The sequence below is a fragment of the Pseudomonas sp. AC463 genome, from assembly GCF_979253585.1.
On record NZ_CEEDDZ010000020.1, the window covers coordinates 39,768 to 56,552 of the forward strand.

19 protein-coding genes are annotated in these 16,785 nt (G+C 60.0%); 13 read left to right on the forward strand and 6 right to left on the reverse strand.

From position 1 onward, the window contains the following. Positions 1 to 5: 5 nt before the first annotated feature. The 3 genes from AC0IYH_RS22950 to AC0IYH_RS22960 form a co-directional block, all read right to left on the reverse strand. On the reverse strand, positions 6 to 878 hold the full coding sequence (locus tag AC0IYH_RS22950) for a phytanoyl-CoA dioxygenase family protein (protein ID WP_471836347.1): 873 nt from the start codon (positions 876 to 878) through the stop codon (positions 6 to 8). A 27-nt stretch (positions 879 to 905) separates the two neighbouring features. After that, entirely contained in the window at positions 906 to 2,423 is a 1,518-nt protein-coding gene (locus tag AC0IYH_RS22955; RefSeq protein WP_471836349.1) for an amino acid ABC transporter permease/ATP-binding protein, read from the reverse strand. A 300-nt stretch (positions 2,424 to 2,723) separates the two neighbouring features. After that, positions 2,724 to 3,698, reverse strand: coding sequence for a LysR family transcriptional regulator (locus AC0IYH_RS22960; RefSeq protein WP_116626360.1), 975 nt, complete (start codon positions 3,696 to 3,698; stop codon positions 2,724 to 2,726). Between the two features lie 183 nt (positions 3,699 to 3,881). Here AC0IYH_RS22960 and AC0IYH_RS22965 point away from each other — a divergent pair, with 183 nt between their 5' ends. The 5 genes from AC0IYH_RS22965 to AC0IYH_RS22985 all read left to right on the forward strand — a co-directional run bounded on the left by AC0IYH_RS22965 (position 3,882) and on the right by AC0IYH_RS22985 (position 7,543). Next, on the forward strand, positions 3,882 to 4,304 hold the full coding sequence (locus AC0IYH_RS22965; protein WP_024076555.1) for a RidA family protein: 423 nt from the start codon (positions 3,882 to 3,884) through the stop codon (positions 4,302 to 4,304). Then, on the forward strand, positions 4,301 to 5,287 hold the full coding sequence (locus tag AC0IYH_RS22970) for an NAD(P)H-quinone oxidoreductase (RefSeq protein ID WP_471836352.1): 987 nt from the start codon (positions 4,301 to 4,303) through the stop codon (positions 5,285 to 5,287). Before AC0IYH_RS22965 ends, AC0IYH_RS22970 begins: the two co-directional genes overlap by 4 nt. Next, positions 5,284 to 5,730 carry a type II 3-dehydroquinate dehydratase gene (locus AC0IYH_RS22975; protein ID WP_471836354.1) on the forward strand — a complete coding sequence of 149 codons (447 nt, stop codon included), beginning with the start codon at positions 5,284 to 5,286 and terminating at the stop codon, positions 5,728 to 5,730. The genes AC0IYH_RS22970 and AC0IYH_RS22975 overlap by 4 nt, the downstream gene beginning before the upstream one ends. Positions 5,731 to 5,750: 20 nt before the next feature. Continuing rightward, positions 5,751 to 7,001 carry a flavin-containing monooxygenase gene (locus AC0IYH_RS22980; protein ID WP_471836356.1) on the forward strand — a complete coding sequence of 417 codons (1,251 nt, stop codon included), beginning with the start codon at positions 5,751 to 5,753 and terminating at the stop codon, positions 6,999 to 7,001. Between the two features lie 65 nt (positions 7,002 to 7,066). Further along, positions 7,067 to 7,543: a hypothetical protein gene (locus tag AC0IYH_RS22985; protein ID WP_471836358.1), complete on the forward strand. Its 477-nt coding sequence runs from the start codon at positions 7,067 to 7,069 to the stop codon at positions 7,541 to 7,543. A gap of 14 nt (positions 7,544 to 7,557) precedes the next feature. Here the strand turns inward: AC0IYH_RS22985 and AC0IYH_RS22990 are convergent, their stop codons facing one another. Next, the gene (locus AC0IYH_RS22990; RefSeq protein ID WP_471836360.1) at positions 7,558 to 7,800 is read right to left on the reverse strand and encodes a hypothetical protein; all 243 of its coding nucleotides are present in this window, start codon (positions 7,798 to 7,800) and stop codon (positions 7,558 to 7,560) included. Positions 7,801 to 8,163: 363 nt separating this feature from the next. Between AC0IYH_RS22990 and AC0IYH_RS22995 the strand changes: the two genes are divergently transcribed. The 3 genes from AC0IYH_RS22995 (at position 8,164) to AC0IYH_RS23005 (ending at position 11,401) form a co-directional block, all read left to right on the forward strand. Further along, the gene (locus tag AC0IYH_RS22995) at positions 8,164 to 8,682 is read left to right on the forward strand and encodes a hypothetical protein (RefSeq protein WP_122773408.1); all 519 of its coding nucleotides are present in this window, start codon (positions 8,164 to 8,166) and stop codon (positions 8,680 to 8,682) included. 130 nt (positions 8,683 to 8,812) lie between these two features. Further along, a complete protein-coding gene (fos, locus tag AC0IYH_RS23000) occupies positions 8,813 to 9,223 on the forward strand; it encodes a fosfomycin resistance glutathione transferase (protein ID WP_471836362.1) in 411 nt (136 codons plus the stop codon). A gap of 156 nt (positions 9,224 to 9,379) precedes the next feature. Then, positions 9,380 to 11,401, forward strand: a complete 2,022-nt coding sequence (locus AC0IYH_RS23005) for an FIST N-terminal domain-containing protein (protein WP_471836363.1) — start codon at positions 9,380 to 9,382, stop codon at positions 11,399 to 11,401. A 48-nt stretch (positions 11,402 to 11,449) separates the two neighbouring features. On the opposite strand, the gene msrA is transcribed toward AC0IYH_RS23005, so the two are convergent. Then, a complete protein-coding gene (gene msrA / locus AC0IYH_RS23010; RefSeq protein ID WP_471836365.1) occupies positions 11,450 to 11,956 on the reverse strand; it encodes a peptide-methionine (S)-S-oxide reductase MsrA in 507 nt (168 codons plus the stop codon). A 155-nt stretch (positions 11,957 to 12,111) separates the two neighbouring features. On the opposite strand from msrA, the gene AC0IYH_RS23015 reads away from it, so the two are divergent. The 4 genes from AC0IYH_RS23015 (at position 12,112) to AC0IYH_RS23030 (ending at position 14,303) form a co-directional block, all read left to right on the forward strand. Then, positions 12,112 to 12,609 (forward strand): hypothetical protein, encoded by a 498-nt coding sequence (locus AC0IYH_RS23015; RefSeq protein ID WP_122773412.1) that lies wholly within the window; start codon positions 12,112 to 12,114, stop codon positions 12,607 to 12,609. A gap of 345 nt (positions 12,610 to 12,954) precedes the next feature. Continuing rightward, entirely contained in the window at positions 12,955 to 13,275 is a 321-nt protein-coding gene (locus AC0IYH_RS23020) for a DUF6124 family protein (protein ID WP_471836367.1), read from the forward strand. Between the two features lie 218 nt (positions 13,276 to 13,493). Further along, positions 13,494 to 13,754: a hypothetical protein gene (locus AC0IYH_RS23025; RefSeq protein WP_024649507.1), complete on the forward strand. Its 261-nt coding sequence runs from the start codon at positions 13,494 to 13,496 to the stop codon at positions 13,752 to 13,754. Positions 13,755 to 13,940: 186 nt separating this feature from the next. Further along, positions 13,941 to 14,303: a CPCC family cysteine-rich protein gene (locus AC0IYH_RS23030; RefSeq protein ID WP_074848336.1), complete on the forward strand. Its 363-nt coding sequence runs from the start codon at positions 13,941 to 13,943 to the stop codon at positions 14,301 to 14,303. 210 nt (positions 14,304 to 14,513) lie between these two features. Here the strand turns inward: AC0IYH_RS23030 and AC0IYH_RS23035 are convergent, their stop codons facing one another. Next, positions 14,514 to 15,572 carry an SDR family oxidoreductase gene (locus AC0IYH_RS23035; RefSeq protein ID WP_471836369.1) on the reverse strand — a complete coding sequence of 353 codons (1,059 nt, stop codon included), beginning with the start codon at positions 15,570 to 15,572 and terminating at the stop codon, positions 14,514 to 14,516. A 138-nt stretch (positions 15,573 to 15,710) separates the two neighbouring features. On the opposite strand from AC0IYH_RS23035, the gene AC0IYH_RS23040 reads away from it, so the two are divergent. After that, positions 15,711 to 16,667 carry a LysR family transcriptional regulator gene (locus AC0IYH_RS23040; RefSeq protein ID WP_471836370.1) on the forward strand — a complete coding sequence of 319 codons (957 nt, stop codon included), beginning with the start codon at positions 15,711 to 15,713 and terminating at the stop codon, positions 16,665 to 16,667. The last annotated feature ends 118 nt before the right edge of the window (positions 16,668 to 16,785 follow it).

The following is a 16,785-nucleotide window of genomic DNA, read 5'->3' on the forward strand; positions in this document are numbered from 1 at the left end:
GGAGGTTAGGCAGTGGCAGAATCTTGTCCGGCCTGTTGCACGAAGAAGGACGCACCACGGGGTTTCTGCGGCAAGCGCATGTGGTTGTCCGTGGAGCGCACCAGGCCGCTTTCTTCACCGGCCACCAGCAGGCCGGCGTGTGCACTGGGCAAAGGGTTTTCGCCGAATGGCAGCGCGTCTTCAGCGGCGTAAACACCGATGAACAGAGTGCGCGGGAGTTCGGTCTCGTTAGGGCTGGAAGCGTGCAAAAGGCGCGTGTGCATAAAGCACACGGAACCGGCCGGGCCGTAGCAGGCCACCGGTTGCTGGCAGTGCTCCTCGACCACGGCGTCGTCCACCGAACCGGTGAAACGCTGGTTCTGCCAGTGCGACCACAGCGGGCCTTTATGGCTGCCGGGGATCACATTCAGCGGGCCGTTTTCCGGGGTGACTTCGCTGACCATCAGCAACGCGGTGACGATGTCGTCGTTGCTGTGGGGTGTGAACAGAAAATCCTGGTGCCACTTCACCTGGGTCGCGGTGTGCGGCAGTTTCGAGTTGATCTTGCTGTGGTGGAAACGCGCGCCAGCGCCGCCAATCAACTGCGCAGCAATTGCCGCCATGCGCGACTGCAGCGCCACACGCTCATACACCGGGGAAATCTCGGTGGGCGAACTGACCCGGCGCAACGACGGGTGATCGGCGCGGTGGTCGCCTTCCAGGTCGAAGCGCGCGCGGCCATCCACGGTGGCGCCCCAGCCCTGGTCGTGGCTGCGGCTCTCTTCTACCCACTGGTCGAAGTCGTGTTGCAGCGCGGCCACGTCGTCCACCGACAGCACGCCTTCGACCACCAGGAAGCCGTCACGCTGGAATTGTTCGATTTGCGATTGCTCGATCATTTTGTTGTGCTCTGAACGGTTAAGAGATCACGCCAGCGAGACGTCCTTGAGGAACGCCTCCACGCGTGGGTTGTGGCCGCTGCGCAAGGCGCTCGGGGTGTCATCGCAGACCACGCGGCCTTTCTCCATAAAGACGATGCGGTCGGAAACCTTGAAGGCGAAGTTCATTTCGTGGGTGACGATCACCATGGTGATGCCCTCCTCGGCCAGCGCTTCGATCACTTGCAGCACTTCGTTGACTTTCTCCGGGTCGAGCGCCGAGGTGGGCTCGTCGAACAGCATGATTTGCGGGCGCATCATCAAGGCGCGGGCGATGGCCACGCGTTGCTGCTGGCCGCCCGACAGCTGGTGCGGGTACTTCCAGGCGTGATCGAGCATGCCGACCTTGTGCAGCAGCGCGTAGGCCTGTTGCTTGAGCTCGGCGGTGGTGCCCAGGCGGTGGTATTTGGGCGCCATCAGCAGGTTGTCGAGCACGCTCAAATGCGGGAACAGGTTGAAGCTCTGGAACACCATGCCAATGTTCAGACGGTGCTCGGCGTGTTCGATGTAGCGCGGCTTTTGGGGGTCGACTTTGTTCAGGTGAATGAACGGCAGGCCATTGATGTGGATCTCGCCGTTGTCCAGTTGCTCCAGGCCGTTGAGCAGGCGGATCAGCGTGGTTTTACCGGAACCCGACGGCCCGATCACCGACACCACTTCACCGGGCTGCACCTGCAGGTTGACCGAGCCGAGCACCTCGATGTCGTTATAGGCCTTGTGCAACCGCGAGGCTTGCAAGGCGGCCACGCCGGTGCTGGCCGGGCGCTCGATGGCCGGACGTTGTTGGGTGGCCAGGGCCAGCACCGCCGCGTCCGGCACGCGGGAGACGTTGCGCTGGTTCACATCGAGAAAACGCTCCAGGCGTTTGAGCAAAAAGTCGAACACCGTGACGATAAACACGTAGAAGAACGCCACCGCCGCCATGGTTTCGATCACCAGGAAATTCTGCGAATACAGGCGCTGGCCGACCATCAGGATTTCGGTGAGCGAGATCACCGACACCAGCGAGGTGAGCTTGACGATGGAGATGTATTCGTTGGCCAGCGACGGCAGCGCCACGCGCAATGCCTGGGGGATCACCACGCGCCACTGGGTGCCGAAAAACCGCAGCCCCAGCGCTCGCGCCGCTTCGCCCTGGCCCTTGGGGATCGAGAGCAAGCCGCCGCGATGGATCTCGGCGACGTAGGCGGTTTCGCATATGACCAACGCCAGCAGGCCGGACCAGAACGGATCGGCCAGCACCGCCGAAGTGCCCGGCAGCGCCTGGGGCAGGTTGTAGATAAAGATCAGCAGCACCAGCAGCGGCAGGCTGCGGAACAGCCAGATATAGCCACGCGCCGGCACGCTGAGCAGTGGGTGTTTGGATTGCTTGGCCAGCGCCAGCAGAAAGCCCAGGGCAATGCTCAAGAGCCAGGTCAGGGTACTGAGTTTGATCACCGTCCACGTCGCGCGCCAGAACTCGGCATCGCCGAGCAAACCAAACATGTAATTCCAGTCGAATGTCATCGTCGTGGTGCCCTGCACAAAAAAAGAGGTTGATCTGCATCGATGGATTCAGAGTCGTGGGGGGAGGTGCTTGGGGTCAATTCGTTAAAACCGGGGCACTGGGTAGGTAGAACCTATGCAGCCTTTTTTCCCCTTTCCAAAGAACACTGGAGATCAAATGTGGGAGGGGGCTTGCCCCCGATGAGGGTGGGTCAGTGCATACCTCTGTAGCTGACCCACCCTCATCGGGGGCAAGCCCCCTCCCACATTTGGTGCGCGTTTGAATTCACGGCGCCGCGCACGCCACATACTGGAGCAACCTCAGCTAACCCCCTCCAGCACCCGCACCGCATGCGGGTCAAAGAAGCTTGGCGGCGCCATGCCGGGGATGTACTGGTCGGACACAAACAGCCGGCAGCGCTCGGCAAACGCCGACACCACGCGCGACAGCTGGGTGTTGCTCGCCGTGGCGTACCCCAGTCGCATCGGCCGGTGCGCGCCGGCCAGGCGCAGGCGGATCACGCGTTTGCCGTCCTGGGACATGTTCGATTTGGGCCGCGCATTCGCGAAGGAATAGCCAATCCCATTGCCGACCATGGCGCGCACCGTTTCGAGGTTGGTGGAGCGCATGATGATGTTCGGCGTGGTGCCCGCCTGGATAAACAGGCTGAGGAAATAGTCGCGGCTCCACGGCGTGTCGAGCAGCACCACCGGGTAGGCCTCGAGGTCCTGCATGCTCACCGCCGGCAGGCTCGCCAGCGGGTGATACTCGCCGACCATCACATACGGCGGCAGGTGCGCCAGGGGTTGGAAGTCGATGTCCGGGCTGGTCACCAGGTCGTAGGTCAGGGCGATATCCAGCTCGCCGCTGCGCAGTTTTTCCAGTAATTCCTCGTGGTTGCCTTCGGCCTGGGTCAGGCGCACGCCGGGAAACGCGCGGCCAAACCCAAACACCAATTCCGGCGTGATCATCGGCGCCAGCGACGCCAGACACCCCACGCGCAACGGCCCGCGCACGGTGTTCAACGACTCCGAGGCGATGGTGTAGAGATTGCTCATCTGCTCCAGGATCTGCTTGGCCTCCTGCATCACCTGGCGCCCCACGGCCGTGAGGGAAATGCCCTGGGCGTGGTGACGCACAAACAGCTGGATGCCCAGCTCGGCCTCCATATGGGTGATCGCCGCCGAGATCGATGGCGACGACACATGAATGCGCTCAGCGGCCGCACTGATGCTGCCCGCCTCTCCCGACGCCACGAAATACTCCAGTTGACGCTGAGTAATACGACTGAGCATTACGCCTGCCCCTCAACAATGACTGTGCGGGGAGCGTTGCAGGGTTCGTGCCGGGTCATGGGCAAACCGACCGCCTGCACGGGCTTCGGTTTTTCCTAAGCACTACCCTGCACAAATGCTGGTTTCGCCAGATTCCGAGCGATGTGAAGCTGAACTCATCCCGCTTCCCATGAGTCGCCCACCATGCCTACCCACACCCGCATCCGCATGTTCAACACCAAAGAGACCTACCCCAACCAGGCCCTGGACAACGACCTGTGCCAGGCCGTGCGCGCCGGCAACACCATTTATGTGCGCGGCCAGATCGGCACCGATTTCGACGGCAACCTGGTCGGCCTCGGTGACCCGCGCGCCCAGGCCGAGCAGGCGATGAAAAACGTCAAGCAACTGCTTGAAGAGGCCGGTTCCGACCTGAGCCATATCGTCAAAACCACCACCTACCTGATCGACCCGCGCTACCGCGAGCCGGTGTACCAGGAGGTCGGCAAGTGGCTCAAGGGCGTGTTCCCGATATCCACCGGGCTGGTGATTTCCGGCCTGGGCCAGCCGGAATGGCTGATGGAGATCGACGTGATCGCCGTTGTGCCGGATGACTGGACCGTATGAAAGCCGTAATCGCCCGCGAGCCCGGCGGCCCCGAGGTGCTGCAGGTGGTCGAGCGCCCGGTGCCCGAGCCGCAAGCCGGCGAGGTGCTGATTCGCGTGGCCGCCGCCGGGGTCAATCGCCCCGACCTGATGCAACGCAACGGCGCACCGACGCCGCCCGGCAGCACCGATGTACTCGGGTTGGAAGCGGCCGGCGTGGTGACGGCCGTGGGCAAGGGTGTTGATGAATTTGCCATCGGCGACCGGGTGATGGCCCTGCTCAACGGCGGTGGCTACGCCGACTATTGCGTGGCCCAGGCGGCGCACTGCGTGCCGGTGCCGGCGGGCCTGGCGCTGCAGGATGCCGCCGGCGTGCCGGAAGCGGCCTTCACCGTGTGGCACAACCTGTTTGAACTGGGCCGCCTGCGCAGTGGCGATACCGTGCTGATCCACGGCGCCGCCAGTGGCGTCGGCAGCTTCGCCGTGCAGTGCGCCCACGCCGCCGGGGCGCGGGTGATCGCCACCGCCGGCGGCGCGCAGAAAATCGCGATGCTGCAAAGCCTCGGCGTCTGGCGCGCGGTGGATCGCCATCTCGAAGACTTCGTGGACGTGGTGCACGACTGCACCGAAGGGCGCGGCGTCGACGTGGTGCTCGATAACGTCGGCGGCGCTTACGTGGCACGCAACCTCGCGGCCATGGCCATGGGCGGGCGGCATGTGAGTTTGTCGTTCCTGCAAGGCGCGAGCATCGAACTGGATTTGCAGGTGCTGATGCGCAAAAACCTCATCCTCACCTCGTCCACCCTGCGCCCGAAAAGCCACGCCGAAAAAGCCCGTTTGGCGGTGTGCATCCGCTCACGGTTTTTGCCGTGGCTGGCCTGCGGCCTGGTGCGCCCGCAGATCCACACCCAACTGCCGCTGGCCGAGGCCGCCGAGGCCCATCGCCTGCTGGAAGCCAATGCCAACGTCGGCAAAGTCCTGCTGACTGTCCGGAGCCCCTTATGACCCGCCGCGTGTACTTCCTCAATGGGCCCAACGCCAACCTCTACGGGCTGGACAACACCGGCACCTACGGCAGCGAGAGCTTCGCCAGCATCCAAGCGCGCTGCCAACGCCACGCCGCCGAGCTGGGCCTGGCCCTGGAGTTTCGCCAGAGCAACCACGAAGGCGTGCTGGTCGACTGGATTCAAGAGGCGCGGTTGCACAGCGACGCCATCGTGATCAACGCCGCGGGCCTCAGCTACAGCTCGGTGCCGATCCTCGACGCGCTGCTGGCGTTCGACGGCCCGATCATCGAAGCGCACATGAGCAATATCTGGAAGCGCGAGAGTTTCCGGCACCACTCCTACGTGTCCAAGGCCGCCACCGGCGTAATCGCCGGGCTCGGGGCCCTGGGTTATGAACTGGCACTCACGGCGGTGGCCGCGTTGCTCGGCCCCAACGATTAATTACTTTTTAGGAATCGCCCATGTCAGTAGAAACCATCAACACCCTGGTCGTCGGCGCAGGCCAGGCCGGCGTCGCCATGAGCGAGCACCTGTCCCTGATGGGCGTGCCCCACATCGTGCTCGAACGCCACCGCATCGCCGAACGCTGGCGCTCCGAGCGCTGGGACTCGCTGGTCGCCAACGGCCCGGCCTGGCACGACCGCTTCCCCGGCCTCAAATTCGAGGGCATTTCCCCCGAAGCCTTCCCGCCCAAAGAACGCATGGCCGACTACTTCGAAGCCTATGTGCAGAAGCTCGAAGCCCCCGTGCGCACCGGCGTCGAAGTACAACACGTGGAACGCCATGTGGGCCGCCAGGGCTTCAAGGTCACCACCTCCGAAGGCGTGATCGAAGCCACCAACGTGGTCGCCGCCACCGGCCCGTTCCAGCGCCCGTCGATCCCCAGCATCGTGCCGGCCACGGCGCCGATTCATCAACTGCATTCCTCGGCCTACAAAAACCCCTCCCAGTTGCCCGAAGGCGCGGTACTGGTGGTAGGCGCCGGCGCCTCCGGCTCGCAAATCGCCGAAGAGCTGCAAAAAGCCGGCAAAACCGTGTACCTCTCCGTGGGCGAACACTACCGCCCGCCCCGCGCCTACCGCGGCCGCGACTACTGCTGGTGGCTGGGCGCGCTGGGCCTGTGGGACGAAGTCAAAATCCAGCCGAAGAAAAAGCACGTAGCCTTTGCCGTGAGTGGCTATGAAGGCGGCAAGACCGTGGACTTCCGCCGCCTCGCGCACCAAGGCATCCACCTGGTGGGCGTGACCCAGGACTGGAATGAAGGCGTCATGACCTTCCAAACGGGTTTGGCCGAAAACGTGGCCGAAGGTGACCGCGCCTACTTCGATGTACTGCGCGATGCAGACGCCTATATCGAAGCCAACGGCTTGCCGTTTCCGCTGGAGCCGGAAGCCTGGGAATTGCTACCCGATCCAGAGTGCCTGGTTAACCCGATCCTCAGCCTGGACCTGGCCGAAGCCGGCGTGACCACCATCCTCTGGGCTACCGGTTTCAAGTTCGACTTCAGCTGGTTGAAAGTGGATGCGTTTGACGAGAAAGGCGAGCCGTTCCACAAGCGCGGGATTTCGGCGGAAAGCGGCATCTACTTTTTGGGCCTGCCAAACCTGGTAAACCGCGCGTCGTCGTTTATCTATGGGGTGTGGCACGACGCCAAATACGTCGCGGACCATATCGTGCTGCAGAACGAGTACAAGGCCTACGAAAAGCCCTGACCGCCCAGCAATTTTGAAATCTGAAGGGCTGTAGAACAAGGAGGGTTGCCGTAGAATGCGCCCCCTTGAACTACCTCAAAGGAATGAAGCCGGTGGCAACAGAAAAAACCCGCAAGGCGCTCGTGTATTCGGCATGGGTGCTAGTGCCTTTGAGCCTGGTGGCGGTGCTGGTCATCCAGGCCTTCCAAGACACACCCGAGCCGAGCAAACCCAGCTTCCTCAGCGACCTGATTATCGTGACCGCGCGAACCACGCCCGGGAATCGAAAAATCGACGAGGGTGTAACTTTCGTGCGTGCGCAAGCGGCTGACAGTCACACACTCAAGTTCATTTACACATTGGACAATTACGACACCCACCCCGAAGACGTTGACTTCGCCGAGATGAAATCAAGCACCACCCAGGCTGTGTGTGCCAAACAAATGCCAAGGGAGCAGTCAATCATTTCCCTGGGTGGCACCATCATTTTCATTTATGGCAGTAAAACCGTAAACGAGGTCGCCAGGATCGAAGTCAACAAGCAGAGCTGTGAGGGCCTATAAGCGGCCCTCCCCGTTCAGCCAACCGGCTCGAACCGCCGCCGCTTCAGGAACAACCCCACCCCCAGCGCAACCGCGAAGATCGACAGCAACCCCAGGTCAACGCCTAACACGTAGACCTGGCTTGCCGCCACACAGCCGACCGCCCCCGCCGCCACCAGCAACACCCCTACCCACTTGCGCAGCCGGTAGGGTTTGAGAAAACGGTCGAGCAGAAAAAACAGCACCAGGGCAATGACCAGCTGGGTAATTTCAGACATGGGCTTCTCCCTTCAGGTCTTGATGATCAGTGTCGTAGCTGTGCGCTGCGGGCCAATACCGCCGCTGACCTGCGCCTCGATGCTGACCAGCACGTCGCCGGCATGATAAGTGGGCCCTTCGAACTTCATCGCACGCATCCTTTCGAGCCAAAGGCGGGGATTCTCTACAAGGCGGGCGGTGGATTCAAACCCTTTCAGCCTGGAACTGAAAAGAAGGCGCAGGCTACAAGCAGCGCATCGTTGCCCAGGCCTATACGCTGAACACTGGTTGATACATCACCGATTACATTATCATCCGCCCGCTATTCGGCAGTCCCAAGCCCCGGAAGGGTCTGGGCACCTCATGGAATCAGGGAGACAAGGATGTACCTCAATCAAAAGTCCCGCCGCTGCATCTTGCTGGCCGGCGCGTTGGCCATCAGCGGTTGCACCTCGCTTTTGCAGGGCAAGCAATATGTCGTCCCCGGCCCCGATGAACCCTCGGCAACGGTCCGCCTCCCGGCTGGATATGGCGGCAGACTGGACGCCATGACGTTCAGCGACGATGGATGTTATGCGGGTTACACCGTGCTGCCCTCCAACGGCGACTACATTGAATCTCGGGTCGGCGTGAATAAAGCGCTGATCCTGACCTATTGGCAATTCGCAGGCAGCAACGCGTGCAAGATACCGTTCTCCTTCACGCCACAGAACGGCGCCACCTATACCTTGATCCAAGGCTCCTGGAGCAAACCCAAGGAAGGCATTCTTCCGATCTTCAACCACAACGAACAGTTCTGCGGTGTGGGCGTGATCAAGAAAGTCGGCGACCAGGAGAGCATCGAACCCATTCAACCGCTGCGAATCAAGACCGGGTTTGCGTGTTTGAGGTTTGTTAAGTAGAGAGGGCGCACGGCGTTGGCCGCGAGTGGATGGCGCCATTTAGTGCTGCCTTTCATCATTCCTTAAGGCGCCTTATGGCCGATGGAATTGGAAAATTCGATATTGATAACCTCATTCTGGAGGAATGCGCATGTTGACTGGCTTGAATCATTTGACGCTGGCGGTTGTGAACCTCCCTCGCAGTATCGAGTTTTATGTCGCCCTGCCCGGCTTCAAATTAACTGCCCGCTGGGACACGGGGGCTTATCTTTGCCTCGGCGATCTTTGGTTGTGCCTGTCTCTGGACGAGAGCCACGCGGCGCAAAAACAGCCTGATTACACCCACTATGCGTTTTCGGTGAACCAGGACGATTTTGACGCAGTGACTGCCTGTTTACGGCGCCGTAACGTGATCGAGTGGAAAGCCAATTCGAGCGAAGGCGACTCGTTTTATTTCTCGGACCCGGATGGCCACCGCCTGGAACTGCACGCAGGCAGCCTGGCTTCACGGCTTGAACAATGCCGACGCCAGCCCTATGCCGGCATGGAGTTCTTTGACTGAGGGCTTTCGCCTGGCTCAACCCCTCCATTGAAGCTCTTCTGTGCCGCGGCCATCCGTCGCATCCCCCCGCCACACCCTCCAGCGCCCACCCCAGCCGCCGATACCCTGACTATCGACACGCCTCCCCGCGTGCCCCTCTGATTGAGCTTGCCCCCAATGAACCCACTCTCCCTCCTCAAAAAAGCCCGGCCCGCTGGCCAGGGCACTGCCACGCTCACCTGCACCGCCAACGAGCTGGACGCGTGCCTGACCGGCCTGCGCATCACCCCTACCCTGATCACCGGTTTCATCTCGCCCCACCTCGACATCGACGCCATCGCCGCCAAGCTCAAGCGCCGCTTTCCCCAGTCCACCATCAGCCTCTGCACCACCTCCGGCGAGCTGTGCAACGCGCCCAACGCCCTGTATTGCGCCACGGGCGAGCGCTGGGATCGGATCGTGTTGCAGCTGTTCGACGACAGCGTGATCGCCAGCGCCGAGGTGGTGATGGTGCCGCTGGAGTGTGAGGACATTCGCAGTGGCGGCAAACGCCTGGGGATGCAGGAGCGGATCGCCAAGTTGGTGAGCAATATCAAGCGGGTGCAGGTGCACACCTCCATTGATCACCGCGATACCTTGGCGTACGTGGTGTTCGACGGGTTGTCGGCGTCGGAGTCGTTTTTCATGGAGGCGCTGTATGAGTCCGGGCGGTTTCCGTGTTTGTTTGTAGGCGGGTCGGCCGGGGGCAAGGCGGATTTCCAGAAGACCTTGATTCATGACGGCCAGCGCAGCTATCAGAACCATGCGCAAATTGTGTTCTTGAAAACCGCAGCGCAGGTGCGGTTCGGGGTGTTCAAAAGCCAGAACTTCAAGCCGGCGGATTTGACCTTCAGCGTGCTGACCGCCTCGGTGGAAGACCGCACGATTGACCAGGTGATCGACAGCGCCGGCAATATCAAGAGCATGGTGCAAGCGCTGTGTGATGCGTTCAATTGCACGCCCCAGGCCTTGGAGGCGAAGCTCGCCGATTACTCGTTTGCCATTCGGGTGGGCAGTGAGTTGTTTGTGCGTTCCATCGCGCGTATCGACTATGAGCAACAGATTGTGCAGTTGTTTTGCGACGTGGCGCCCGGCGAGGAGCTGGTGATGGTGCGGCGCACGCCGTTGCGTGAGGCCACGCGCCTGGACTACCAGCAGTTCTTGCGGGGCAAGGGCGGCCAGCCGGTGGCGGGCATTCTGAACGACTGCATTTTGCGGCGGCTGAACAACGGCGCCGAGCTGGGCAGCATGGCCGGCACGTTTGGCGACGTGCCGCTGGCAGGCTTTTCGACCTTCGGGGAGATTCTGGGCTTGAACCTCAACCAGACACTCACGGCGATTTTCTTTTTTCGGGTGGCCAAGGGCGCGAATTTCAGCGACGAATACGTGGACAATTTCATCGCCCACTACGGCGAATTCAAGGCATTTTTCCTACGACGCCAGGTAAAGAAACTGGCGGGGTTGAACCACGTGGTGGTCAAGCAAATTGCCGCGTTCAAAAACAACGACTTCAGCACCACCCTCAATACCCGCGGGCTGGACCGCAACATCCTGCCGGTGTTCGAGGGCCTGGCAGACCTGGGCCAGGTGCTGGCCCAGGCCGAGCATCAACAGGAAGCAATCGCGGCGCAACTCAAGCACTACTCCGGTGAGTTGCATGCCTCGATGGATGACCTGGTGGGCACCATCGACCGGCAGAACAGCGTGTCTGCCCAGGCCGGGGCCACGGTGGAAGGGCTGTCGAGCCAGGCCGGCGACGCGGTGGAGGGCGCGCGCACGCTGGCCGGTTCGAGTTTGCGTATCCAGTCGATTGTGCAAGTGATCCAGCAGATCGCCGGGCAAACCAACCTGCTGGCACTCAACGCCGCCATTGAAGCAGCGCGAGCCGGCGACCTGGGCCGGGGCTTTGCGGTGGTGGCGGATGAGGTGCGCAAACTGGCCGAGATCACCCGCAAGAACGCCGCAGAAATCGGTGTGGATATCGACCTGCTCTCCAGCGAAATTCAGCGCGTGGCGCAGCAGATCGAGGACCAGTCCACCGGCGTCGGCGCGCTGCGCGAAATGCTCGATGCGCTGGAGGCCTCCAGCCGTGAGACCGAGGGCACGGCGCAGCGCACCAAGACGATTGCCGACACCTTGACCGGGCTGACCCACGCGTAGGCAACACGGCGAACGGCGCCCAACCCTTGCGTTGGCGCGCCGTCAGCCTCAAGCCCGCTTCGGCAGCTTCCAGTTCGGCCGAATGAAGTGGCAGGTATACCCATTCGGAATCCGCTCCAGGTAATCCTGATGCTCCGGCTCCGCCTCCCAAAACTCACGGGCCGGCTCAATCTCCGTAACCACCCTGCCCGGCCACAACTTGGACGCATCCACATCCGCCGCCGTGTCTTCGGCAACGTCGCGCTGCTGCTCGCTCAAGTAATAAATCGCCGAACGATAGCTGGGCCCCAAATCATTGCCCTGCCGATTCGGCGTACTCGGGTCATGGATCTGGAAAAAGAATTCAAGAATCTGCCGGTAGGAAATCACCGCAGGGTCAAACACGATCTCAATCGCTTCGGCATGGTTGCCATGGTTGCGATACGTGGCATTCGGCACATCACCGCCGGTGTAGCCGACGCGCGTGCCCAGCACGCCGGGGTAGCGCCGCAACAGGTCCTGCATGCCCCAGAAGCAGCCGCCGGCGAGGATCGCGGTTTCGGTTTGGTTGGTCATGGTGTGTGTTTCCGCGCAATGGGTACAGGGTAGTTATGGGGCCCTGTTGGCCAATACCAAGTTACAGCGAGGAAAAAACCGGGCGTGGCCATCACCGCATGAGTAAAATGCCACCCGCGCTCGACCAGGACACCATCACCCAGGAGGGGTAACGCTTGAACCCGCTTAACACCCACGCTGATATCACCCGACTGACGCTCAAGCAGCAACTTGCCGTTGACCCTTACAAGGCCTTGGGGCTGCTGGAAACCCTGCTCACCTTCATTGTGGTGATGAGCGTCGTGCTGTTTGTTGGGTACGCCCTTGGCATCACCGATACCTTCAAGACCAATCTGCTGTGCAGCGGCACCCTGGGTGCGTCCATCGGCATGGCCTTCAGCATGTACCGTGAAGCTGCGCTGGCCGAGTGGCGCGTGGCCGGTCACCTCAGCCCTGAGGCATTGCGCAGCGCAATGGCTGCGGTGAAGTACGCCGAGGCACAGCCTGGCGTGTACTACCCGAAAAAACGCATGTTCACCCCGTTTCACCGCTGCGACTCGGAGCGGATCACGCTGACGACAGTGAATGACGGCGTGCTGTTTAAAGGGCCGCATAACAAGCTCAAAGCACTGGCGGCGTTGCAGCTTACCGAGGCTGCGCACACACCAGGGTGATTGGCTTACAGGGACCGGGGACATGTCCTACAGCAGGCTTCAGCGCCTTGCCCAGTTGCCTAAAGTTGCGTCAGAATCCGCCGGCTTGTGCGCTTGAGTGGGGGTCTCTAAGGTTGTTCGGTCGCTGACAGTTCAGTGATCGGGTTTAGTAGCCTGAGGGTCAATTACATTTAGTGCATAAGCTTCATCTATCAGACGTTCTTGTCTGTGCCTGATGGTGGCTGTGCGTAGGGCGCCTTCGGGTGCGCCGGCTTTGTGTAATTCCCCGGTCTACTAACCTGCGTACAGCTGCCACCCATTTTGTGTAGTAGCGAAAAGGTGTCGGCCCTATTCGGGAATTACATCATGTTCAAAGTCACGCCAAACCCTCCAAACGAACCAGACCTGAAACTCACCCAGGCCGCGCATCGCGCAATCGATCACTACCTCAACCCAGAAACCTCCCCACCGCTGCCACCACCGGTGCTGTTCAGCGTTGCCGCTGATGCCAGTAACGAAACCTTGATTACCAACGGATACGAAACCTTTTCCTCGGTTACCGCGCTGCTGCTCGACCTTTCGGAGGATTTGACGGGGAAACAGCGGGATGTGGTGTTGGCAATTCACCAGTTGAGTGAGTTGGGGGTTTTGTTGATGGATCGGTTGATGGAGCGGGAGGAAATTTAGCTTGCGGTTGAGTTTTCAACCCTTACTACCAAGGAAAAAATCGCCGAGTCGTCACAGTTTTTTTCTGACGACTCGGCGACTAGCGTTGGAGCAGGGCCAGACGACTAATGGCCAATATGAAATATTCTGAAAGGCTGCTTTCGGCCAAAAGCAGCCCTTTCGCAAATCTCCAAGCGCGTTTACAAACCAGATACCGGCACAAGTTTAGGCGAGACGTCATGACACTTTCCAAAGGCGACATCATAAAGCTGATCGATGTTGACCAAGCAAAGGTAGTGCTCTCTGATTGGTTGAACTCCCGGGAGGCGGCTCCTGGAGATATCGCGGAAGTGGAAGAGATTTCAATGGGTGAAGCTGGATGTATCGCTCGCTTGCTGTGCGAGTCACATGCAGGATCTCTCGAATGGAGAGCCTCATATTTTGAGGCTGGATTGACCTATGAGGTGCTTCGTAGCTATCCCAATGATGTCCCCTCTTGAATGTCTGTTCGGGGCCGACTTCCACCTGTCGCCACAGTCAGCATAGGGTCGGTAGTAGCCTGTAATGAAGCGCTGCTATCGACCCAACGCGGACCTTGACCATCGGCAAGTAGGTCTTACAATTTTCGACCCGAGTAAAACGGCACTTGACCGATACCGGTAGACCATTAAATCAGGTGATGTCGTATGCGTGATCTACCATGCCCTTGCTGCGGTTTCGTAACCTTGGAATGCGAGTACGGCTCGTACGATATCTGCCCCCTTTGTGGCTGGGAAGATGACGCCGTCCAGTTAGCCAATCCAACGTCAGAGGGAGGCGCAAATTCCATTTCCCTCGCTGACGCTCAGATGAGCCTCTTAAACGAATACCCAATAACTGTTCGGCTTGCGGGGGGATTTCGACGAGGGCTCGGATGGCGACCGTTAGACGCCAATGATCTTGAGGCTGCTAACGTACTTAAGACCGTCAAGCACTGGCACACCATCGCCGTTCGCTTTGAGTCAGAAGCCTATTGGTTAGTGAATGGAACGAACGACGTTAAGGTCTGAATTTACGAGACCCAACAGAATTTTCCGCTTGTGGCCGGAAGCGGGTCTAATCCGAAGGTCCGCTTTTGGCCGAAAGCTGCCCTTCGCAAAAGTCAGCTTTCGGCCAATAGCGGTCAGTAGAGACTTTGTCTTTGCTGCGTTTCTCAAGCGCAGCATTGCCGCTGGCGAGATTGCGTAAACCAGCGGCAATCCAAACGACTACTGATCTCTCTACGGAAGCACTCGCTGCTTCTTGAGGCTATCCAGCGCATCGAATAGCGAAGCTTTCGAGTCGACCCTTTCAGTAAATCCGTACCGGTAGATTTTGTTCGTATCCGAGATGATGTCCGTCTCGGTGTGAAAGATGAAATCACCGAATCCCCAGCCGACCAACTTGCTCAGATCAGGCTGGATCAAATTGTGGCGTTCGGCGATTTCCCGCCACAGCGTGGCCTTGTCAGGCATGTGGCGTGCAAGCGTCAACGGAACCGGAGACGCCGTTTCCATCCCGAAATATTTGGCCGTGTCTTGCCACATACGCTCCCAGCGGAAAATATCGCCGTTGGCGACGTTGAAAGCCTCTCCACCAGCTGACTCGCAGAGTGCAGCCCAGACACTGGCCCGTGCCAGTAACCCGGCATCGGTGAATTGCAGCAGCTGACCGTAGGCTTTATCGGTGCCGGGAAATCGCAACGGGATATCCAGCGCACGGGACAGCTCAGTGAAAACGCCGATGACCAGCGCAATATTCATCGTGTTGCCGTAGATATCCCCGACCACCAGATCGGGACGCAGCGCCACGTAATCCCAGCGGCTGTGTTCGGCACGCTTTCTAAGCTGGGCTTCCTGTGCAAGGTACAGGTTCGGTGGCATATGCCCCGCATCGCTCTCCAGTGCGGGCGTGCGAACCTTCGCGCCGAGGTGAGAGCCGTAAATTTTGAAACCCTGATAGATGACCACGCGCTGAAGAGCGGAATTCGCCTGCTCAAGTCCATCCAGCACGTTGGCCAGCATGCTGGCATTGCGACTTGCTTCCATCGCCAGATCCGGATCAGGACTGAAGGCCGCGTAAAAAACATGAGTCGTGTCTCGGGCAGCGTTCACCGCGATGGCCACGGCATCGGCATCCGTGAGATCCGCCAGTATCGTCTCGGTGCCCACGACAGTTCGGCGATCCAGCGCCCTGACCCGCCAGCCTTCGCGCTTGAGTTCCTCTGCCACGGCATGGCCGATGATGCCGTTCGCGCCGACAACAAGCGCGACTTTTGGATTTGCTGGAGTAGGGTTCATGCTGCATCCCCATTTCGAATTCTGATCATTTCATTTCTCCTTCCGTACCTTGTGCACGGGGTTGAGAGAGATGATGCCCACGGGCTGATCTGTGATATAGACTGCCATCACGAATGGCTTATATGACATAAATTCACAATGGCGCGCTGGGATATCAACCGTCTGGCAGAGATGGAAGTGTTCGTCCGAGTGATAGAACTCGGCAATTTTTCGTTGGCGGCGCGGGACTTCCGCATGACACCCTCGGCGGTCAGCAAGTTGTTATCCCGCCTGGAGACTCGCCTTCAGGCACGCTTGCTGAACCGAACGACGCGGCGACTGACGCCCACGCCGGAAGGCCATTCGTTCTATGAACAATGCGTCAGAATTCTTGCGGATGTGGAGGATGCTGAACGCAGCACCTCCGGACAGGGCGATCCACGGGGGCGTCTCAGGGTAAGTGCCAGTGTGCCTTTTGCCCGAGGAGTTTTATTACCCCTGATCCCCGAATTCCTCTCGCGCTACACAGGTATAGAGCTGGATATCGTACTGACGGATCAAGTGGTGAATCTGATTGAGGAGCGCACCGACGTTGCGATCCGTCACGGCCCGCTGGAAAGTTCGCGCCTGGTGGCGAGAAAGCTCGGCGAAACACGGATGGTCGTCGTCGCAGCTCCCCAGTATCTTGAGCGCCATGGCCTGCCGACCGTGCCAGAAGACTTGACCCGCCATAACCGCTTGGACTTCGGATACACACGCACACTGAAAGGCTGGCCTTTCATCGTGAATGGCTCGCAATGGATTGTCTCGCCAGTGGGTAACGTGACGGCGAGTGACGGTGAGGCTCTTCGCCAGTTAGCGCTGGCAGGAGTAGGTTTGGCTCGTCTCGATGAATTCCAAGTGGTTGACGACATTGAATCAGGAAAACTTTTGCCGATACTGCAAGCCTTCAACCCTGGAGACATTGATCCCGTCCATGCGGTATTTCTCGGCCAAGGCACGCAGATGCCGTTACGGGTTCGTGTTTTTCTCGATTATTTGGTCGCGAACGTACAACTCAAAAGGCTGGAACATAGTCAGGAGCCTGATGAAAAGCGGATGGACGATGCTTGGTAAAACAGGTGTTTCGTAAATGCCCACCTGGCCACATATGCTCACTGGAGCGCCGCTTAGTCCGCAATGGGTCGTTTTTTCCCGTCACGACTGGCTGCAATGGGTCGGTAGTAGCCTGTAA

Excerpts from the sequence above, each read along its gene's own strand:
- msrA (WP_471836365.1), bottom strand. The coding sequence starts at position 11,956 with ATGACCAACCAAACCGAAACCGCGATCCTCGCCGGCGGCTGCTTCTGG.
- AC0IYH_RS22960 (WP_116626360.1), bottom strand. The coding sequence starts at position 3,698 with ATGCTCAGTCGTATTACTCAGCGTCAACTGGAGTATTTCGTGGCGTCG.
- AC0IYH_RS22965 (WP_024076555.1), top strand. The coding sequence starts at position 3,882 with ATGCCTACCCACACCCGCATCCGCATGTTCAACACCAAAGAGACCTAC.
- fos (WP_471836362.1), top strand. The coding sequence starts at position 8,813 with ATGTTGACTGGCTTGAATCATTTGACGCTGGCGGTTGTGAACCTCCCT.
- AC0IYH_RS23030 (WP_074848336.1), top strand. The coding sequence starts at position 13,941 with ATGCGTGATCTACCATGCCCTTGCTGCGGTTTCGTAACCTTGGAATGC.
- AC0IYH_RS23035 (WP_471836369.1), bottom strand. The coding sequence starts at position 15,572 with ATGAACCCTACTCCAGCAAATCCAAAAGTCGCGCTTGTTGTCGGCGCG.
- AC0IYH_RS22980 (WP_471836356.1), top strand. The coding sequence starts at position 5,751 with ATGTCAGTAGAAACCATCAACACCCTGGTCGTCGGCGCAGGCCAGGCC.
- AC0IYH_RS22975 (WP_471836354.1), top strand. The coding sequence starts at position 5,284 with ATGACCCGCCGCGTGTACTTCCTCAATGGGCCCAACGCCAACCTCTAC.
- AC0IYH_RS22950 (WP_471836347.1), bottom strand. The coding sequence starts at position 878 with ATGATCGAGCAATCGCAAATCGAACAATTCCAGCGTGACGGCTTCCTG.
- AC0IYH_RS23040 (WP_471836370.1), top strand. The coding sequence starts at position 15,711 with ATGGCGCGCTGGGATATCAACCGTCTGGCAGAGATGGAAGTGTTCGTC.
- AC0IYH_RS23020 (WP_471836367.1), top strand. The coding sequence starts at position 12,955 with ATGTTCAAAGTCACGCCAAACCCTCCAAACGAACCAGACCTGAAACTC.
- AC0IYH_RS22955 (WP_471836349.1), bottom strand. The coding sequence starts at position 2,423 with ATGACATTCGACTGGAATTACATGTTTGGTTTGCTCGGCGATGCCGAG.
- AC0IYH_RS23025 (WP_024649507.1), top strand. The coding sequence starts at position 13,494 with ATGACACTTTCCAAAGGCGACATCATAAAGCTGATCGATGTTGACCAA.
- AC0IYH_RS22990 (WP_471836360.1), bottom strand. The coding sequence starts at position 7,800 with ATGTCTGAAATTACCCAGCTGGTCATTGCCCTGGTGCTGTTTTTTCTG.
- AC0IYH_RS22995 (WP_122773408.1), top strand. The coding sequence starts at position 8,164 with ATGTACCTCAATCAAAAGTCCCGCCGCTGCATCTTGCTGGCCGGCGCG.
- AC0IYH_RS22970 (WP_471836352.1), top strand. The coding sequence starts at position 4,301 with ATGAAAGCCGTAATCGCCCGCGAGCCCGGCGGCCCCGAGGTGCTGCAG.
- AC0IYH_RS23005 (WP_471836363.1), top strand. The coding sequence starts at position 9,380 with ATGAACCCACTCTCCCTCCTCAAAAAAGCCCGGCCCGCTGGCCAGGGC.